This window comes from Bradyrhizobium sp. HKCCYLRH2047 (assembly GCF_051168175.1).
Lineage (GTDB): Bacteria > Pseudomonadota > Alphaproteobacteria > Rhizobiales > Xanthobacteraceae > Bradyrhizobium.
The window spans coordinates 462,501-476,263 of sequence record NZ_JBNPUM010000002.1; the positions used below are offsets into that span (position 1 = coordinate 462,501).

The 13,763-nt window shown below is 66.0% G+C and carries 14 protein-coding genes and 1 tRNA gene (1 of these 15 only partly in view); 5 read left to right on the top strand and 10 right to left on the bottom strand.

Annotated elements, in window-relative coordinates:
• A protein-coding gene (locus ACQR1D_RS05645; protein ID WP_316183712.1) for a hypothetical protein crosses the window boundary here: on the top strand, nucleotides 1-124 show its final stretch. It extends 470 nt beyond the left edge of the window; only the last 124 of its 594 coding nucleotides appear in the window; the start codon falls outside the window, past its left edge; it ends in the stop codon at nucleotides 122-124.
• A gap of 90 nt (nucleotides 125-214) precedes the next feature.
• On the opposite strand, the gene ACQR1D_RS05650 is transcribed toward ACQR1D_RS05645, so the two are convergent.
• Together ACQR1D_RS05650 and ACQR1D_RS05655 are read right to left on the bottom strand one after the other, a co-directional pair.
• A complete protein-coding gene (locus ACQR1D_RS05650; protein WP_434837971.1) occupies nucleotides 215-1,519 on the bottom strand; it encodes an NAD(P)H-dependent oxidoreductase in 1,305 nt (434 codons plus the stop codon).
• 167 nt (nucleotides 1,520-1,686) lie between these two features.
• Complete coding sequence (locus tag ACQR1D_RS05655) at nucleotides 1,687-2,487, bottom strand: phytanoyl-CoA dioxygenase family protein (RefSeq protein WP_316183598.1); 801 nt, start codon at nucleotides 2,485-2,487, stop codon at nucleotides 1,687-1,689.
• A gap of 209 nt (nucleotides 2,488-2,696) precedes the next feature.
• Between ACQR1D_RS05655 and ACQR1D_RS05660 the strand changes: the two genes are divergently transcribed.
• Nucleotides 2,697-3,239, top strand: coding sequence for a methylated-DNA--[protein]-cysteine S-methyltransferase (locus tag ACQR1D_RS05660; RefSeq protein WP_434837970.1), 543 nt, complete (start codon nucleotides 2,697-2,699; stop codon nucleotides 3,237-3,239).
• A gap of 34 nt (nucleotides 3,240-3,273) precedes the next feature.
• Here the strand turns inward: ACQR1D_RS05660 and ACQR1D_RS05665 are convergent, their stop codons facing one another.
• From ACQR1D_RS05665 to ACQR1D_RS05680, 4 genes are all read right to left on the bottom strand, one after another.
• Entirely contained in the window at nucleotides 3,274-4,140 is an 867-nt protein-coding gene (locus ACQR1D_RS05665) for an MBL fold metallo-hydrolase (RefSeq protein WP_315805515.1), read from the bottom strand.
• Nucleotides 4,141-4,159: 19 nt separating this feature from the next.
• Nucleotides 4,160-4,774, bottom strand: coding sequence for a glutathione S-transferase family protein (locus ACQR1D_RS05670; protein WP_434837969.1), 615 nt, complete (start codon nucleotides 4,772-4,774; stop codon nucleotides 4,160-4,162).
• Nucleotides 4,775-4,903: 129 nt separating this feature from the next.
• Entirely contained in the window at nucleotides 4,904-5,746 is an 843-nt protein-coding gene (locus tag ACQR1D_RS05675; RefSeq protein WP_434837968.1) for a fumarylacetoacetate hydrolase family protein, read from the bottom strand.
• Between the two features lie 77 nt (nucleotides 5,747-5,823).
• Nucleotides 5,824-6,687 (bottom strand): MBL fold metallo-hydrolase, encoded by an 864-nt coding sequence (locus ACQR1D_RS05680; protein WP_316183595.1) that lies wholly within the window; start codon nucleotides 6,685-6,687, stop codon nucleotides 5,824-5,826.
• 116 nt (nucleotides 6,688-6,803) lie between these two features.
• Between ACQR1D_RS05680 and ACQR1D_RS05685 the strand changes: the two genes are divergently transcribed.
• The gene (locus ACQR1D_RS05685; RefSeq protein ID WP_315805511.1) at nucleotides 6,804-7,259 is read left to right on the top strand and encodes a DUF3775 domain-containing protein; all 456 of its coding nucleotides are present in this window, start codon (nucleotides 6,804-6,806) and stop codon (nucleotides 7,257-7,259) included.
• A 315-nt stretch (nucleotides 7,260-7,574) separates the two neighbouring features.
• Here the strand turns inward: ACQR1D_RS05685 and ACQR1D_RS05690 are convergent, their stop codons facing one another.
• Nucleotides 7,575-8,357 carry an SDR family oxidoreductase gene (locus tag ACQR1D_RS05690; RefSeq protein ID WP_434837966.1) on the bottom strand — a complete coding sequence of 261 codons (783 nt, stop codon included), beginning with the start codon at nucleotides 8,355-8,357 and terminating at the stop codon, nucleotides 7,575-7,577.
• A gap of 141 nt (nucleotides 8,358-8,498) precedes the next feature.
• Complete coding sequence (locus ACQR1D_RS05695) at nucleotides 8,499-9,014, bottom strand: CvpA family protein (protein WP_316183594.1); 516 nt, start codon at nucleotides 9,012-9,014, stop codon at nucleotides 8,499-8,501.
• Between the two features lie 111 nt (nucleotides 9,015-9,125).
• Between ACQR1D_RS05695 and ACQR1D_RS05700 the strand changes: the two genes are divergently transcribed.
• The gene (locus ACQR1D_RS05700; RefSeq protein ID WP_316217973.1) at nucleotides 9,126-9,887 is read left to right on the top strand and encodes an SDR family oxidoreductase; all 762 of its coding nucleotides are present in this window, start codon (nucleotides 9,126-9,128) and stop codon (nucleotides 9,885-9,887) included.
• A gap of 45 nt (nucleotides 9,888-9,932) precedes the next feature.
• On the opposite strand, the gene ACQR1D_RS05705 is transcribed toward ACQR1D_RS05700, so the two are convergent.
• Nucleotides 9,933-11,534: a GMC family oxidoreductase gene (locus ACQR1D_RS05705; protein ID WP_315805507.1), complete on the bottom strand. Its 1,602-nt coding sequence runs from the start codon at nucleotides 11,532-11,534 to the stop codon at nucleotides 9,933-9,935.
• Between the two features lie 76 nt (nucleotides 11,535-11,610).
• On the bottom strand, nucleotides 11,611-13,044 hold the full coding sequence (locus ACQR1D_RS05710; protein WP_434888130.1) for a coniferyl aldehyde dehydrogenase: 1,434 nt from the start codon (nucleotides 13,042-13,044) through the stop codon (nucleotides 11,611-11,613).
• Between the two features lie 489 nt (nucleotides 13,045-13,533).
• On the opposite strand from ACQR1D_RS05710, the gene ACQR1D_RS05715 reads away from it, so the two are divergent.
• Nucleotides 13,534-13,610, top strand: a tRNA-Met gene (locus ACQR1D_RS05715).
• Nucleotides 13,611-13,763 lie beyond the last annotated feature (153 nt).

Sequence of the window (13,763 nt, forward strand, 5' to 3'; positions counted from 1 at the left end):
CCTCAACGATCTCAATGCGGCGCTCAAGGCGAAGCCGCCGGAGGTCGAGAACAAGGGCAATATCGATCTCGTGGTCAAATATTACGACAAGCTCGCCGCGGCCTTCGGCGAGGACGACAACTGACAACCGAGGCTTTGCCTCCACCTCGATCCGCCAAGCCCCGACCGTCGGTCGGGGCTTTTTCGTTGTGGGTCATGCGAGCGGAGCGCGCGCTCAGCGCGCGAACGCGGCCTCCATCTGCTTGCGTACCTTCACGGTCTCGTCCGCGGCATCGGCTGCGACGTCGCTCCAGCGCACGATCTCGCCATGCGCGACGTCGTTCACGAGCTTCAGCCGATGCGCCAGCCCGATCGGCAGTGCCCCGAGCTGCAGGCTGGTCCTGGCCGGTACGACCTTGCCCCACACCGTATAGCCACCTTCGCCATCGAGCATCTCGCCAGCCCGCAGATCCTTCTTGGCAACGGCGACGACATCGCCGCGGAAGCCGAGCGGTTGGCCGGTGGGCTCCTTGCGCAGGGCCGCCGAGAGCACCGAGACGTTCAGCTCCAGCCCGATCAGGTGATAGGGCTTGTACATCGCCGCATAGCGGCCGCTTGAATCGGTCTTGAGTCCGTATTGCCGGAAGCAGTCCGCGGCGTAGTCGTTCGGCGCCTCCAGCACGACATAGACGCCCCAGCGCAGATCGCGAAATACCGGACGCCCGTCCCGCTCCAGCGATGAGACCACCTCGACCATGCCGGAGCGCTCGAGCACGCCGCCGCGGTCGCGAGGCCGCAGCACATGCGGCAGGTCATCGACACCGCAGGGTGGAAACAGCAGTCCGTTCGTGGGCACGTCGAGCCCCGTCGCGTTGGCGATCGCGGCCATCTCGATCGCCGACTTGGTGCCGTCGAGGAAGGAATTGAACATCTGCGGGTTCATCCCGGCCGACTGCGCCTCGCCGGCGGTGAGGCCGTAATGTTGCCAGACGCCGTCCGGCGTGACGTCGTGATAGGCCGGCAGATACTTCGTGCCCTTGCCTGCGGCGACGACATGGAAGCCGGTCGCACGCGCCCAGTCGACGAGCTCGGCTGTCAATGCCGGCTGGTCGCCATAGGCGAGTGAGTAGACAACGCCGGCCCTGCGCGCCTCGTCGGCCAGCAACGGCCCCGCCAGAACGTCAGCCTCGACATTGACCATCACGATGTGCTTGCCGGCCCTGATGGCCGCCTGCGCGTGGCGGATGCCCGCGGCCGGACTGCCGGTCGCTTCGACGACGACATCAATGGTGTCAGCAAGCGCTTTTGCGCCGTCGGGACTGAACGCGGTGCGTTCGATCCGCTCGGCGCTCCAGCCGACGGTGCGGCAGGCGTCCCGCGCGCGCCCCGGATCGAGGTCGACGATGACGGGCACCTCGAGCCCCGCCACGTGCGGCACCTGCGACAGGAACATCGAGCCGAACTTGCCGGCGCCGATCAACGCGACGCGCACGGGCTTGCCGGCGGCGGCGCGGGCTTGGAGGAGGGCGTGGAGGTTCATTGTATTGTCCGGTTTCCAGATTGTCGCGCGACCTGCAACTACCACCTCCGTCGTCATGGCCGGGCTTGACCCGGCCATCCATCTCTCAGCAGGGCGGCTTTGCCGAGAGGATGGATGCCCGGGTCAAGCCCGGGCATGACGACCTGCTTTCGTGATGGCGATATGGCTTACTCCGCCGCCTCGCGATGCGCTCGCGCGAGTTGCAGCAACACATCATCCGGCAGGGTTTCGATCGGCGTGAAGTCGCGATGCGCGATGTACTCCGGGCGCGTCGGGGTGCGGATGTGGTTCGAGACGGCGTTCAGCGTGAGATACACGATCTTGCGCGGGTAGGGCGTGATGTTGCCGGCGGAGCCGTGCACAAGATTGCCGTGGAACATCAGCATGCCGCCGGGCTTTCCGGTTGGCGCGACGATGCCGCCTTCCGCGACCAGCCGCGTCACCGTGGCCTCGTCCAAGGTCCACAACGGATAGGACGTGGTCGCGAGATCATGCGAGGCCTCGAGATCGCCGGCATGCTGGCTGCGCGGCACCAGCATCAAGGGGCCGTTGATCGGCATCACCTCGTCGAGGAAGATCGCGATGTTCATCGCGCGCGGCTCCGGCATGCCGTCGTCGCGCTTCCAGGTGCCGTAGTCCTGGTGCCATTGCCAGACATCGCCGGTGAAGGCCGATTTGGCGTTGATCTTGAACTGATGCATGTAGAGTTTCTCGCCGAAGATCTGCTCGATCGGCTCGATCATGCGCGGATGCGCGGCCAGCACGCGGAAGGCGTCGTTGTAGAGGTGGGCGGCAAACGCCGTGCGCGGCGCGCCGCTCTTCTCGCGCCAGACCTCGGGCCTGTCGGCGGCATAGATCGCCTCCGCCTCGCGGGCGAGGAACGCGGTCTCCTCCGGGCTGAACAGCTCGGGCAGGAACAGCCAGCCCTCGCGATTGAAGAATGCAATCTGCTCCGGCGTCAGCTTCATGGCCTTCTCCCTCGCCTTGGTTTCCTCGGATGAGGCGCCCGCTCTTTGCGCCGGGCTGCCCCTGTGCCGTGCTCCCATCCTTTCGGCCTGCCGATGGGCATCACGGCGCTTCCGCTGTCGACATTGGCAGAATCCGGGTGGATCGCAACATTCTCCAAGCCTAATTTGACTGGCAGATGATACGGGGCAGAGCGGCGATGGAGTCCGTCATGTCAGAGCACAGCTTTGCGATTTTCGAAACCGCGATCGGCCCTTGCGCGATCGCATGGGGAGCGCGCGGCATCAATGCGGTGCAACTGCCGATGGGCGGCGTCCCGCAGATCCGCATCCGGATGCAGCAGCGTTACGACGGCATCGGCGAGGCCGAGCCGCCGCCGCATGTGCGGCGCACCATCACGCGGATCACGGCGCTGCTTGCCGGAGAGCCGGATGATCTCAGCGATGTCGACCTCGATCTCGACGGCGTCAGCGCGTTCCAGCGCGGCGTCTACGAGATTGCGCGCCGGATCCCGCCGGGCCGGACCCTGACCTACGGCGATATCGCCAAGCAGCTCGGCGGAGTCGAGCTGTCACGCGAGGTCGGCCAGGCACTGGGGCGCAACCCGTGCCCGATCGTGGTGCCCTGCCATCGCGTGCTCGCGGCCGGCAACAAGCCCGGCGGCTTCTCCGCCAACGGCGGTGTGGAGACCAAGCTGAAGATGCTGGCGATCGAAGGCGCCGCCGTGAACTATACGCCGAGCCTGTTCGATTGATGCGAAAGCGCGCGGCGGGCGCCAGGCTCGGGCGTCAGACCGCCTCGCAGGCGAAGGCACTGCCCTTGCGCCTGATGCGGCCGACCGAGGGCGACGGGAAATGCGCCGTGCAGCACAGCGTCGCGGTGTCGCAATAACGCTCCAGGAACGTTCGTCGCGTGACAGCCGCCTGTTTCGGGTCGACGTCGAACTTCGGTGACAGTTCGGGAAGCCCGAGCTGCAACGGCGTGTGGATCAGGTCGCCGGCGAACACCGCGTCGTCTCGGCCCTTGCCCACGGCGATTGCGACATGGCCGGGCGTATGCCCCGGCGTCGGCAGCAGGCGGATATGATCGCCGATCGAGAATTCGTCGCCGACGATGTCGGCGCGCTTGGCCTCGACCACCGGCAGCACGCTGTCGGCGAATGGAGGCACCTCGGCCTTGGCGTTCTGCGCCACCCAGTAGTCATATTCGCGCTGCGCGAAGACGTAGCGCGCATTCGGAAAGGTCGGCACCCAGCGGCCATTGTCGAGCCGCGTGTTCCAGCCGACATGATCGGTGTGCAGATGGGTGCACATCACGACGTCGATGTCGTCGACCGAGACGCCGGCGGCTGCGAGCGCCCGCATATAGCTGTCGTCGCTCTTCATGTTCCAGACCGGCCGCGCGCGCGGCTTGTCGTTGCCGATGCAGCTGTCGATCAGGATGGTGTGGTGAGGCGTCCTCACCACGTAGGACTGAAAGCACAGGATCAGCGTGTCCTGCGCATCGAGCGCGCCGGCCGCCTGCAGCGCGCTGCGCTCTGCCGCCAGCATCTCCGGCGTCAGCTCCGGAAACATCTCGCGCGCCGGCAGGAACGTGGTTTCCTGCTCGATGATGCGATGAATGGTCGTGTCTGCAACCGAGAATGTCAGCGTCACGGCAGCTCCTGTTCGGGGATCAAGCCGCCGGCGGCACCGAGATCTTCACCGATTCGCGTTCGAGCATCTTGTTATGGAACGCGTCGAGCGCCGGAAACGCCTTGCGCCAGCCGCAATCGGCGAAGCGGAAATCGGCATAGCCGAGCACGCAGACGAGGCCGATCGCGGCGACGTCGAACGGGCGCGTCATCAGGTCGCTCTGCGCATTGAAGCGCGCCATGCCCATCCAGGCTCTGTTCCAGTGGTCGTCGGACCAGGCCTGCCAGCGCATTCCCTCCGGGCGCACCAAGGCCTCGTAGCGGCACAGCAGCATGGAATCGAGCATGCCCTGCAGCATCGAATGCTCGCTCTTGACCTTCCAGCGCGACGGGCCGGAGGCGGGGATCAGCTTGTTGCCGCCGGCGAGCTCGTCGAGATATTCGACGATCACGTAGGAATCCAGGATGACGTCGCCATTGTCGAGGATCAGCACCGGCAGCTTCTTCAGCGGCGTGATCTTCGAATATTCCTCATTGGCCTGACCCGGCACCACGGCCGCAGGCACGAACTCGATTTGATCGATCAGTCCGAGCTCGATGGCGGCGATGCGCACCTTGCGGGCGAACGGCGAGGCGGGCGAAAAGGTGAGTTTCATCGGCGTCTTCCTGTTGGCTCGATGCGGATTGTTATCCGTCATTGCGAGGAGCGAAGCGACGAAGCAATCCAGAGCCGCGCGTGACGCCCTGGATTGCTTCGCTTCGCTCGCAATGACGGTGAGGTGACGTTACGCCTCGATGATCTCCTGGCGCTGCTCGCCGAGGCGCTCGATGCCGAGCGTGACGACGTCGCCGACGTTGAGGAAGGTCGGCGGCTTCATTCCCATGCCGACGCCGGGAGGCGTGCCGGTGGTGACGATGTCGCCGGGCAGCAGCGTCATGAACTGCGAGACGTAGGAGATGCACTTGGCCATCGAGAAGATCATCGTCGCGGTGGTGCCGGTCTGGCGGCGCAGGCCGTTGACGTCGAGCCACATCGACAGGTTCTGCACGTCCGGAATCTCGTCCTTGGTGACGAGCCACGGGCCGACCGGACCGAACGTGTCGTGCGACTTGCCCTTGGTCCACTGGCCCAGGCGCTCGATCTGGAAGTTGCGCTCGGAGACGTCGTTGCAGACGGTGTAGCCGGCGACGTGGTTGAGCGCCTCGGCCTCCGAGACGTATTTGGCGCGGGTGCCGATGATCGCGGCGATCTCGACCTCCCAGTCGAGCTTGGTGGAGCCGCGCGGCTTCTCGACCTGGTCATAGGGACCGCACAGCGCGGTGTTGGCCTTCAGGAAGAAGATCGGCTCGGCCGGGATCGGGTTGCCGGTCTCCTTGGCGTGGTCGGAGTAGTTGAGGCCGATCGCGACGAATTTCGAGATGCCGGTCACGGGGGCGCCGAGCCGCGGCTTGCCGGCGACGGCGGGCAGGGAGGCCGGATCGAGCGCGGCGAGCTTCTTCAGGGACTCCGGCGCATAGGCCGCACCGTCGAGGTCCTTCACATGCGCGGACAGGTCGCGCAGCTGGCCGGATGCATCGATCAGGCCCGGCTTTTCCGCGCCCTTCTCGCCGTAGCGAACAAGCTTCATTGGTTTCTCTCCCTCAATTCCTTGGTATTCCAGAGCCCTGTCATGGAGCATGGCGGGGCGAAATTCAACCTCGCGGGCTATGCGCTGCCGCGGCCCGGCACTGCCTGGAAGCGGAAGGTGGCGCCGTTGCGCCGGATATGGCCGGCATCGAAATGGCCGCCGATCACCAGCGCCTCAGTGTCGGCGAAGCGCGAGAACAGCGCCCGGCGCGTGGCGGCCGCCTGCGCCGGATCGGAATCGACCGTCGAACTCCAATCGAGATGCGCCATCTGGCAGGGATGGTGGGCGACGTCCCCGGTCAGCACAGCCTCCGCTCCCTCCGAGCGGATGTGCAGGCTGACATGACCCGGGCTGTGCCCCGGCGTCGGGATCAGCGTGATTTCGTCGGTGATCACATCCTCGCTTCCGACGAGCTCCGCGCGTCCGGCCGCGACGATCGGCTGGACGGAATCGGCGAAGGTCGCGGTCTCGTCGGCGGCCTCGCTGTGATCGCGCCAATGCTCATATTCCGCGCGGCCGAAGACATAGCGCGCATTGGGAAAGGTCGGCCCCCAGCGGCCGTCGACCAGCTTCGTATTCCAGCCGACGTGGTCGACGTGGAGATGCGTGCAGATCACCATGTCGATGCTCTCAGGCGGAAAGCCGGCCGCGCTTATCGTCTCGAGGAAGGGCATGGTCCGGTTGTTCCAGATTGGCACGCTGCGGCCCTGCTTGTCGTTGCCGAGCCCGGTGTCGACCACGATCCGCATCGTCGGTGTTTCCAGCACCAGGGTGTGGATCGACATCTTCAGCCGACCTTCATCGGTCGCAAAATCGGGCGTGAGCCAGGACAGCTCGCGGATCGTCTCGGGTGTTGCCTGCGGCAGGATGAAGCGGGTGCCGCCGACGGTCTCCAGCTCGACGAATTTGGTGATCCTGACCCGGCCGATCGTCCAAGACATGCGCGCTTCCTCGTCTTATTCTTGATGCCGGTAACGATGCCGCGCGGCTTGTTCCGGCGCAATGGATCAACTGCCCGGAACAGGCGTTGCTGCAGTCCGTCCATGAGGAGAACGCCATGCCAGAGCTGACGATATCGCCCGAGAAGGTTGCCTTCCTGATCGAAAAGGCGCGCGAGTTCGACGTCAAGGAGCAGGCGACCGATGAGGATTCCGGCTCGAATGCCGCCGATGACGACATGGTCGACGTGCTCCAGGACAGCGGCGATGATCCCGTGGTGCGCGAGATCACCGGCTTCATCAACGCGATGACCGAGGATGAGCAGACCGATCTCGTCGCCTTGATGCGGCTCGGTCGCGGCGACGGCGATATCGACGAGTGGGACGAGCTGCGCCGCGAGGCCGCCGGCCAGCGCGACCGCCACACCGCGCGCTATCTGCTGGGCGAGCCGATGCTCGGCGACCTGCTGGCCGAGGGCCTCGATGCGTTCGGCATCGACTGGACCGAAGGCCGCACCACGGCGGATTCGTCGAGCCCGAGCCAGCGCGACGAGGACGAGATCACGAAGCGGTAGGTCTTTGCAGATCAGGGCAGGTAACTACTACGCAATAGTGACCGCAGGCTTTCCAGCTAAGAGTCGAGCGCTCTCCGCGACGCCGGTGCGCTCCCTCTCCCCGTTCTTCACGGGGAGAGGGGTGGGGTGAGGGGCAGCCGCACGGGAGGTGTCAGAGGGCAAACGCTCGGGGAGTGTTCGTGGTGAGGCCTGTACCCCCTTCACCCGGATCGCATCTGGCGATGCGATCCGACCTCTCCCCGCACGCGGGGAGAGGCGCAGAGCGAGCGAGTCGCGAGAGACCTCTGCACTCCAACGTTTCCCGCAATACGCTGCTCACAGCGTGCCCGGGAACGCGCCGCCGTCGAGCAAAATGTTCTGGCCGGTGATGTAGCCGGCCTTGGCGGCGCACAGGAAGGCGCAGGCGAGGCCGAACTCTTCGGGATCGCCGAAGCGTCCGGCGGGATTGGTCTTGGCGCGGTCGGCCAGGATCTGCTCCGGCGTGACGCCGCGCTTTTCGGCTTCGCCCTTTGCCGTGGAGAGAAGGCGGTCGGTCTCGAACGGCCCCGGCAGCAGCGCATTGATGGTGACGTTGTTGATCACGGTCTTGCGCGACAGGCCGGCGACGAAGCCGGTGAGGCCGGCGCGGGCGCCATTGGAGAGGCCGAGAATGTCGATCGGCGCCTTCACCGCGGCCGAGGTGATGTTGACGATGCGGCCGAACTTGCGCGCCATCATGCCGTCGACGGTCGCCTTGATGAGCTCGATCGGCGTCAGCATGTTGGCGTCGAGCGCCTTGATCCAGTCATCGCGCGTCCAGTTGCGGAAGTCGCCGGGCGGCGGGCCGCCGGCATTGTTGATCAGGATGTCAGGATCCGGGCAGGCCTTCAGCACCGCGGCGCGGCCCTCGGGCGTGGTGATGTCGCCGGCGACTTCGGTCACGGTAATCCCGGGATTGGCGGCGCGGATCTCGGCCGCGGTCTTGGCCAGCGCCTCGGCGCCGCGCGCCGTGATCGTGACATGCACGCCCTCATTGGCGAGCGCGATGGCGCAGGCGCGGCCCAAACCCTTGCTGGAGGCGCAGACGATGGCGCGGCGGCCCTTGATCCCGAGATCCACGATTGATCACTCCGATATGTCAGTGAGGCTGGAAGACAGATGGGCGCATTCTAGCCAACGGGATTGCCGCTGATAAGAGCAGTCGGCCTGTGCCGAATTGCATGGCTCGGTAAGACGGGAGAGACGACGCTGCCGGGTCGGTCAGATGCGCCGTTCCTGCTTCAGCCGGTCGATCAGGCTTGCGACCTCCGGGGGCAGCGAGCGGAAGCCCTTTGCACCTGCGAGCGAGAGCAGCGGACGCAGGCGTGATCCGTCGAGGAAGCGCGGCTGGCGCTCGGGGGGAACGATCCGGTCGAACACCAGCACCAGCGTGGTCGCGACCATGCCGGTGCGGACCGCGCCCAGCAGCGCGCCGCCGAGCCGGTCGCCGAAGCCGGCCTCGGAACCGATCGCCTCGTCGAGCAGGATGCGGCCGATCTTGCCCAGCGCCATGCCGATCACGACGAAGGCGGCGAAGAACTGCAGCCAGTTCTGGGCCAGCGGGGTGCCGTGCGCGTCCTGCAGCTGCGGGCTCATCGCTGCGACCGCCCCCATCGCCAGCGGCATCGCGAGCAGGTAGGCCAGAATCGTGATGGCGCTGCGCAACAGCCCGGTCGAGAAGCCGCTGTAGACGGCAACCATCAGTGCGGCACAAGCGGCGAGGTCGAAAGCGTTCATGGTTGCTCCGCCGCGGTTGTAGGCCGCGCCCGGTAAACGATTCCGGTTTGCGCTGCTTCAAATCGTCTGTATCAATGCGCCGCAACAAATGAGCAAATCGTGGGAGGAACCATGTCCGAGCTGTTCGACGTCAGCCGCGAGGTGATCCTGATCACCGGCGCGAGCCAGGGTCTCGGGCGGCAGTTCGCCCGGGTTCTATCGGCGCATGGCGCCGCCGTCGCGCTCGCGGCACGCCAGACCGGCAAGCTCAAGGCGCTGGAGGCGGAGATCAGGGCGAGGGGCGGCCGCGCTGCTGCCGTGGAGATGGACGTGACGAGCATGGCGTCGATCGCCAGGGGCATGGACGCCGCCGAGGCCGCGCTCGGGCCCGTCACGGTGCTGATCAACAATGCCGGCATCGCCGTGGAGAAGCTCGCGGTCGAGCAGAGCGAGGCGGATTGGGACGCCGTGATCGGCGCCAATCTCAAGGGCGCCTATTTCGCCGCAACCGAAGCGGCGCGGCGCATGGCCGCGCGCAAGGCCGGCGGCAACATCATCAACATCGCCTCGGTGCTCGGCTTCAGCGTCGTGAAGTTCATCTCGCCCTATGCGATCTCCAAGGCCGGCGTGGTACAGGCGACCAAGGCGCTCGCGCTGGAGCTCGCGGCGAGCGGCATCCGCGTCAACGCACTGGCGCCGGGCTACATCGACACCGACATCAATCACGAGGTCTGGGAGACGCCGGCGGGCGAGAAGCTGATCAAGCGCATCCCGCAGCGGCGCGTCGGCCATGAGAGCGACCTCGACGGCGCGATCCTGCTGCTGGCGTCCAACGCTTCGCGCTACATGACCGGCAGCGTGGTGACGGTGGACGGCGGCTTCCTGCTGACGTGAGGCCCGGCTGATCCGCAGGTTGATTTCCCACGATGGCGAGCGGTCTCAGCCCTTCAGCTCGTCCTTGATCATGTCGGCGGCCTTCTCGCCGATCATGATCGTCGGCGCATTGGTGTTGCCGCCGATCAGGGTCGGCATGATCGAGGCGTCGACCACGCGCAGGCCGGACGTTCCGTGCACCTTCAATTCGGGATCGACCACGGCGAGCGGATCGTCGACGCCCATCTTGCAGGTGCCGACGGGATGATAGACCGTATCGACGCGGGCTCGCAGGATGGCGCGGATGTCGTCGTCGGTCCTGACATCCGAGGTGAACAGGTCACGCGTGGCGAGGCTGCGCATGGCCGGCGTCTCCATCAGCCGCAGCGTCGTCTTGTAGCCGGCGACCATGGTCTCGACATCGTCGGCCTCGCCGAGGAAGTTCGGATCGATCAACGGCGGCGCCAGCGGATCGGCACTCTTCAGTCCCACCGTGCCGCGGCTCTTCGGCCGGAGCAGACAGAAGTGGCAGGAAAAGCCGTTGCCGTGGCGCTTGCGGCCGTGATCGTCGGTGACGGCCATGCCGAAATGCAGCTGGATGTCGGGCACGTCGAGATCAGGCCGCGTCTTCAGGAAGCCGCCGCATTCGGCGAAATTCGAGGTCAGGACGCCGCGGCGCTCGCGGCGATATTGGCCGATGCCCGCCAGCAGCCGGCGCAGGCCTTTCGGCGACAGCGAGGAGAAGTTGGGGTTGTCGGAGGTGTAGGCGAAGATGAAATCCGGATGGTCCTGCAGGTTCTGTCCGACGCCGGGCAGATGATGGATGCTGGCGATGCCGAGCCGCGCCAGCGCGCTTGCATCTCCGACGCCGGAGAGCATCAGCAATTGCGGGGTTTGGAACGCGCCGGAGGCGAGGATCACTTCGCGGCGGCAACGGATCTGCTTGACCTCCTTGCCCTGGCGGTACTTGACGCCGACGGCGCGCTTGCCCTCGAACAGGATCATCGACGCATGCGCCGATGTCTCGACGCGCAGGTTGCTGCGGCTGCCGATGTGCGGCTGGATGTAGGCCCGTGCCGCGCTCCAGCGCTCGCCATTGGCTTGCGTGACTTGATAGAGGCCGAGCCCTTCCTGCGTCTCGGCATTGAAATCGTCGCGGACCGGAAACTGCGCTTCGCGCGCCGCCTGGAGAAAGATGTCGTGTACGGGATTGTCGGTGCGCAGCCGGTTGACCGGCAGCGGTCCCGATTGGCCGTGATACGCGCCGTTGAACTCGGCATTGTTCTCGGCGCGCTTGAAGTAGGGCAGCACGTCGTCATACGACCAGCCGGTATTGCCGAGGGAAGCCCAATGATCGTAGTCGGCGCGGTGGCCGCGGATGTAGACCATGGCGTTGATCGCGGAGGAGCCGCCGAGCCCGCGGCCGCGCGGCTGATAGCCGCTGCGCCCGTCCAGGCCCCTCTGCGGCACGGTGGTGAAGGACCAGTTGTTGACGGGCCCCGCGACCATCAGGAATAGCATGTAGGGCGTTGTCACGATCCAGTTGTCGTTGCGCCCCCCGGCGTCGAGCAGCGCGACGGATGTCGCCGGATCTTCCGACAGGCGGCCGGCAACCGTTGCGCCGCCGCTGCCGCCGCCTACGACGATGAAATCGACCTCGTCCGTCACGTGCTGTCTCTCCCTGATTTGCTTTTTTATTTGGTCGTCATCCGGGGCGCCGCGCGTCCCGGAATGACCGAACGGGTCAGCTCAGAAACCGCAGCAGCTTCTCGATGCGGGCGATGCTGGCCCCATAGGGCGGATAGAGATCCTTCATGCGGTTGAAGGGCGAGCGGTAGAACACCGGCTTCAGCTTGCTGAAGCTGTTGAAGCCCCATTCGCCGTGATAGTGGCCGATGCCGGAGGCGCCGACGCCGCCCATCGGCTGATTCATCTGCGCAAAATGCAGAAGGCAGTCGTTGATGGTGACCCCGCCGGAGACGGTGCGCGCCAGCACCGCGTCGCGCGCCGCCGCGTCGCTGCCAAACCAGTACAGCGCAAGCGGCCGGTCGTGGGCATTGATGTGGCGGATGACGTCGTCGGATTGCCGATAGGGCATGATCGGCAGCAGCGGGCCGAAGATCTCCTCCTGCATGATCGCCATGTCCGCGCTCGCACCCGTCACGATCGTCGGCGGAAACTTCCGCAGTTTCTTCCAGGCCGGATCCTCCGGGCTGGTCGTGCTCAGCGTGCTGGCGCCGCGCGCGATCGCGTCGCGCAGCAATCCTTCCAGCCGGGCATAGTGCCGCTCGGAGATGATCGACGTGTAGTCGGCATTGGCCGGGTTGGTGCCGAACATCCGCAGCATGTGCCGGTGCAGCTTGCTCGCGAACGCGTCCGCGTGCTGCTCGGGCACGAACACGTAGTCCGGCGCGATGCAGGTCTGGCCGGCGTTGAGCAGCTTGGCGTAGGCGATACGCTCGGCGGCCTCGTCGATGTTGGCGGAGACGTCGACGATGGTCGGTGACTTGCCGCCGAGCTCGAGCGTCACCGGGGTCAGGTTGCGCCCGGCGGCCTCGGCGACGATGCGGCCGACGCGGGTCGAGCCGGTGAAGACCAGATGATCGAACGGCAGTGCGGCAAAGGCCTCCGCGACGCCGTCCTCGATGCCGGTGACGGTGAGCTGGGTCGGATCGAAATTCGCCGCGATGAGCTCCTTGAGCAGCGCGGAGAAGTGCGGCGTCAGCTCGCTCGGCTTGATCATGACCCGGTTGCCGGCGGCGAGCGCGCCGATTGCTGGGGCCAGAGTCAGCTGCAGCGGGTAGTTCCAGGGCGCGATGATGCCGACCACGCCGAGCGGCTGCGGCATCAGGCGGTTGCGCGCCGGCCAGAACTGCAGCGCGGTGGCGATGCGTCGCGGCGCCATCCAGCGCGGCAGCGCCTTGAGCGTGTGCCTGATCTCAGCCTGCAGGAACAGCGTCTCGGCAATCGTCGTCTCGACCGCGCAGCGGTGGCCGAAATCGGCTGAGATCGCCTGCTCCAGGCGGGTCTCATTCTCCGACAGCATGGCCCGCAGCCGCGTCAGGCCGTCCAGCCGTGCTGCGAGGGCGGGCGGAGGCGCATTGCGTGAGGCTTCGACCTGCGTGTGGAACGCGTTGTCGAGCGCCGAGAGGGCGGGGCTCTTCAGGGACTGGTCCATGGACGTCTCCTCGCGTGTAGCGCGGCCGCGTGCAGGGCCGTCATTCTGGTTGGCTTAAAGCTGCCGCGTTGCGGAACCCTTGGCAAGCGCGGCGTCGGTTTCGCGCCGCCTGGCGCGCGCGTGGAGCCGATCCATTTGGCGGGCGTGTGTCGTCGGTCCCTGCCGCCGCCCTTCGAGGAACTTTTTCCTTGTCCCCAGCCCGCGCCGTGCCCCTGGTCCCGGCCGGCAAATAGGCCGCCACATAAGCGTCTGTCATATCGATGTAATTTCTGAAATGAGTCCCGCGACAAGCGGTGTCACAATCCGGCAAAAAAACTTCCCGAAAGCCCTTTCCAAACCGGCCTCGCATTGGTACATACCGCCCGCACCCGACGGCCGGCTAGGCCAACGGGCTCAAGCCTTCTCAGGAAGCCTTTGGGATGGATCGGCAGCGCCTCAGGTGTCTGCCAGGACCGCCCGGCACTTCCCTGAAGGTGACGCACAAGTTAACGCGGGGTGGAGCAGCCCGGTAGCTCGTCAGGCTCATAACCTGAAGGTCATAGGTTCAAATCCTATCCCCGCAACCATTGAGACCGACACTCCCGTAGCCGATGAGGCTGCGGGAGTTTTGGTTTGTGCCTCTGCATCCCTGTTTCATCCCCGTAAGCTGCTGTGCAGCTGAGGAGGACGGTGCCGCCTTCCTCGGGAAGCGTAGCGTCGGACGATCCGAGGATTATCAG

What these genes read in the sequence shown, in the direction of transcription:
- ACQR1D_RS05675 (WP_434837968.1), bottom strand. Translation starts at nt 5,746, where the DNA reads ATGAAGCTTGTTCGCTACGGCGAGAAGGGCGCGGAAAAGCCGGGCCTG.
- ACQR1D_RS05710 (WP_434888130.1), bottom strand. Translation starts at nt 13,044, where the DNA reads ATGGACCAGTCCCTGAAGAGCCCCGCCCTCTCGGCGCTCGACAACGCG.
- ACQR1D_RS05685 (WP_315805511.1), top strand. Translation starts at nt 6,804, where the DNA reads ATGCCAGAGCTGACGATATCGCCCGAGAAGGTTGCCTTCCTGATCGAA.
- ACQR1D_RS05660 (WP_434837970.1), top strand. Translation starts at nt 2,697, where the DNA reads ATGTCAGAGCACAGCTTTGCGATTTTCGAAACCGCGATCGGCCCTTGC.
- ACQR1D_RS05680 (WP_316183595.1), bottom strand. Translation starts at nt 6,687, where the DNA reads ATGTCTTGGACGATCGGCCGGGTCAGGATCACCAAATTCGTCGAGCTG.
- ACQR1D_RS05695 (WP_316183594.1), bottom strand. Translation starts at nt 9,014, where the DNA reads ATGAACGCTTTCGACCTCGCCGCTTGTGCCGCACTGATGGTTGCCGTC.
- ACQR1D_RS05650 (WP_434837971.1), bottom strand. Translation starts at nt 1,519, where the DNA reads ATGAACCTCCACGCCCTCCTCCAAGCCCGCGCCGCCGCCGGCAAGCCC.
- ACQR1D_RS05655 (WP_316183598.1), bottom strand. Translation starts at nt 2,487, where the DNA reads ATGAAGCTGACGCCGGAGCAGATTGCATTCTTCAATCGCGAGGGCTGG.
- ACQR1D_RS05670 (WP_434837969.1), bottom strand. Translation starts at nt 4,774, where the DNA reads ATGAAACTCACCTTTTCGCCCGCCTCGCCGTTCGCCCGCAAGGTGCGC.
- ACQR1D_RS05700 (WP_316217973.1), top strand. Translation starts at nt 9,126, where the DNA reads ATGTCCGAGCTGTTCGACGTCAGCCGCGAGGTGATCCTGATCACCGGC.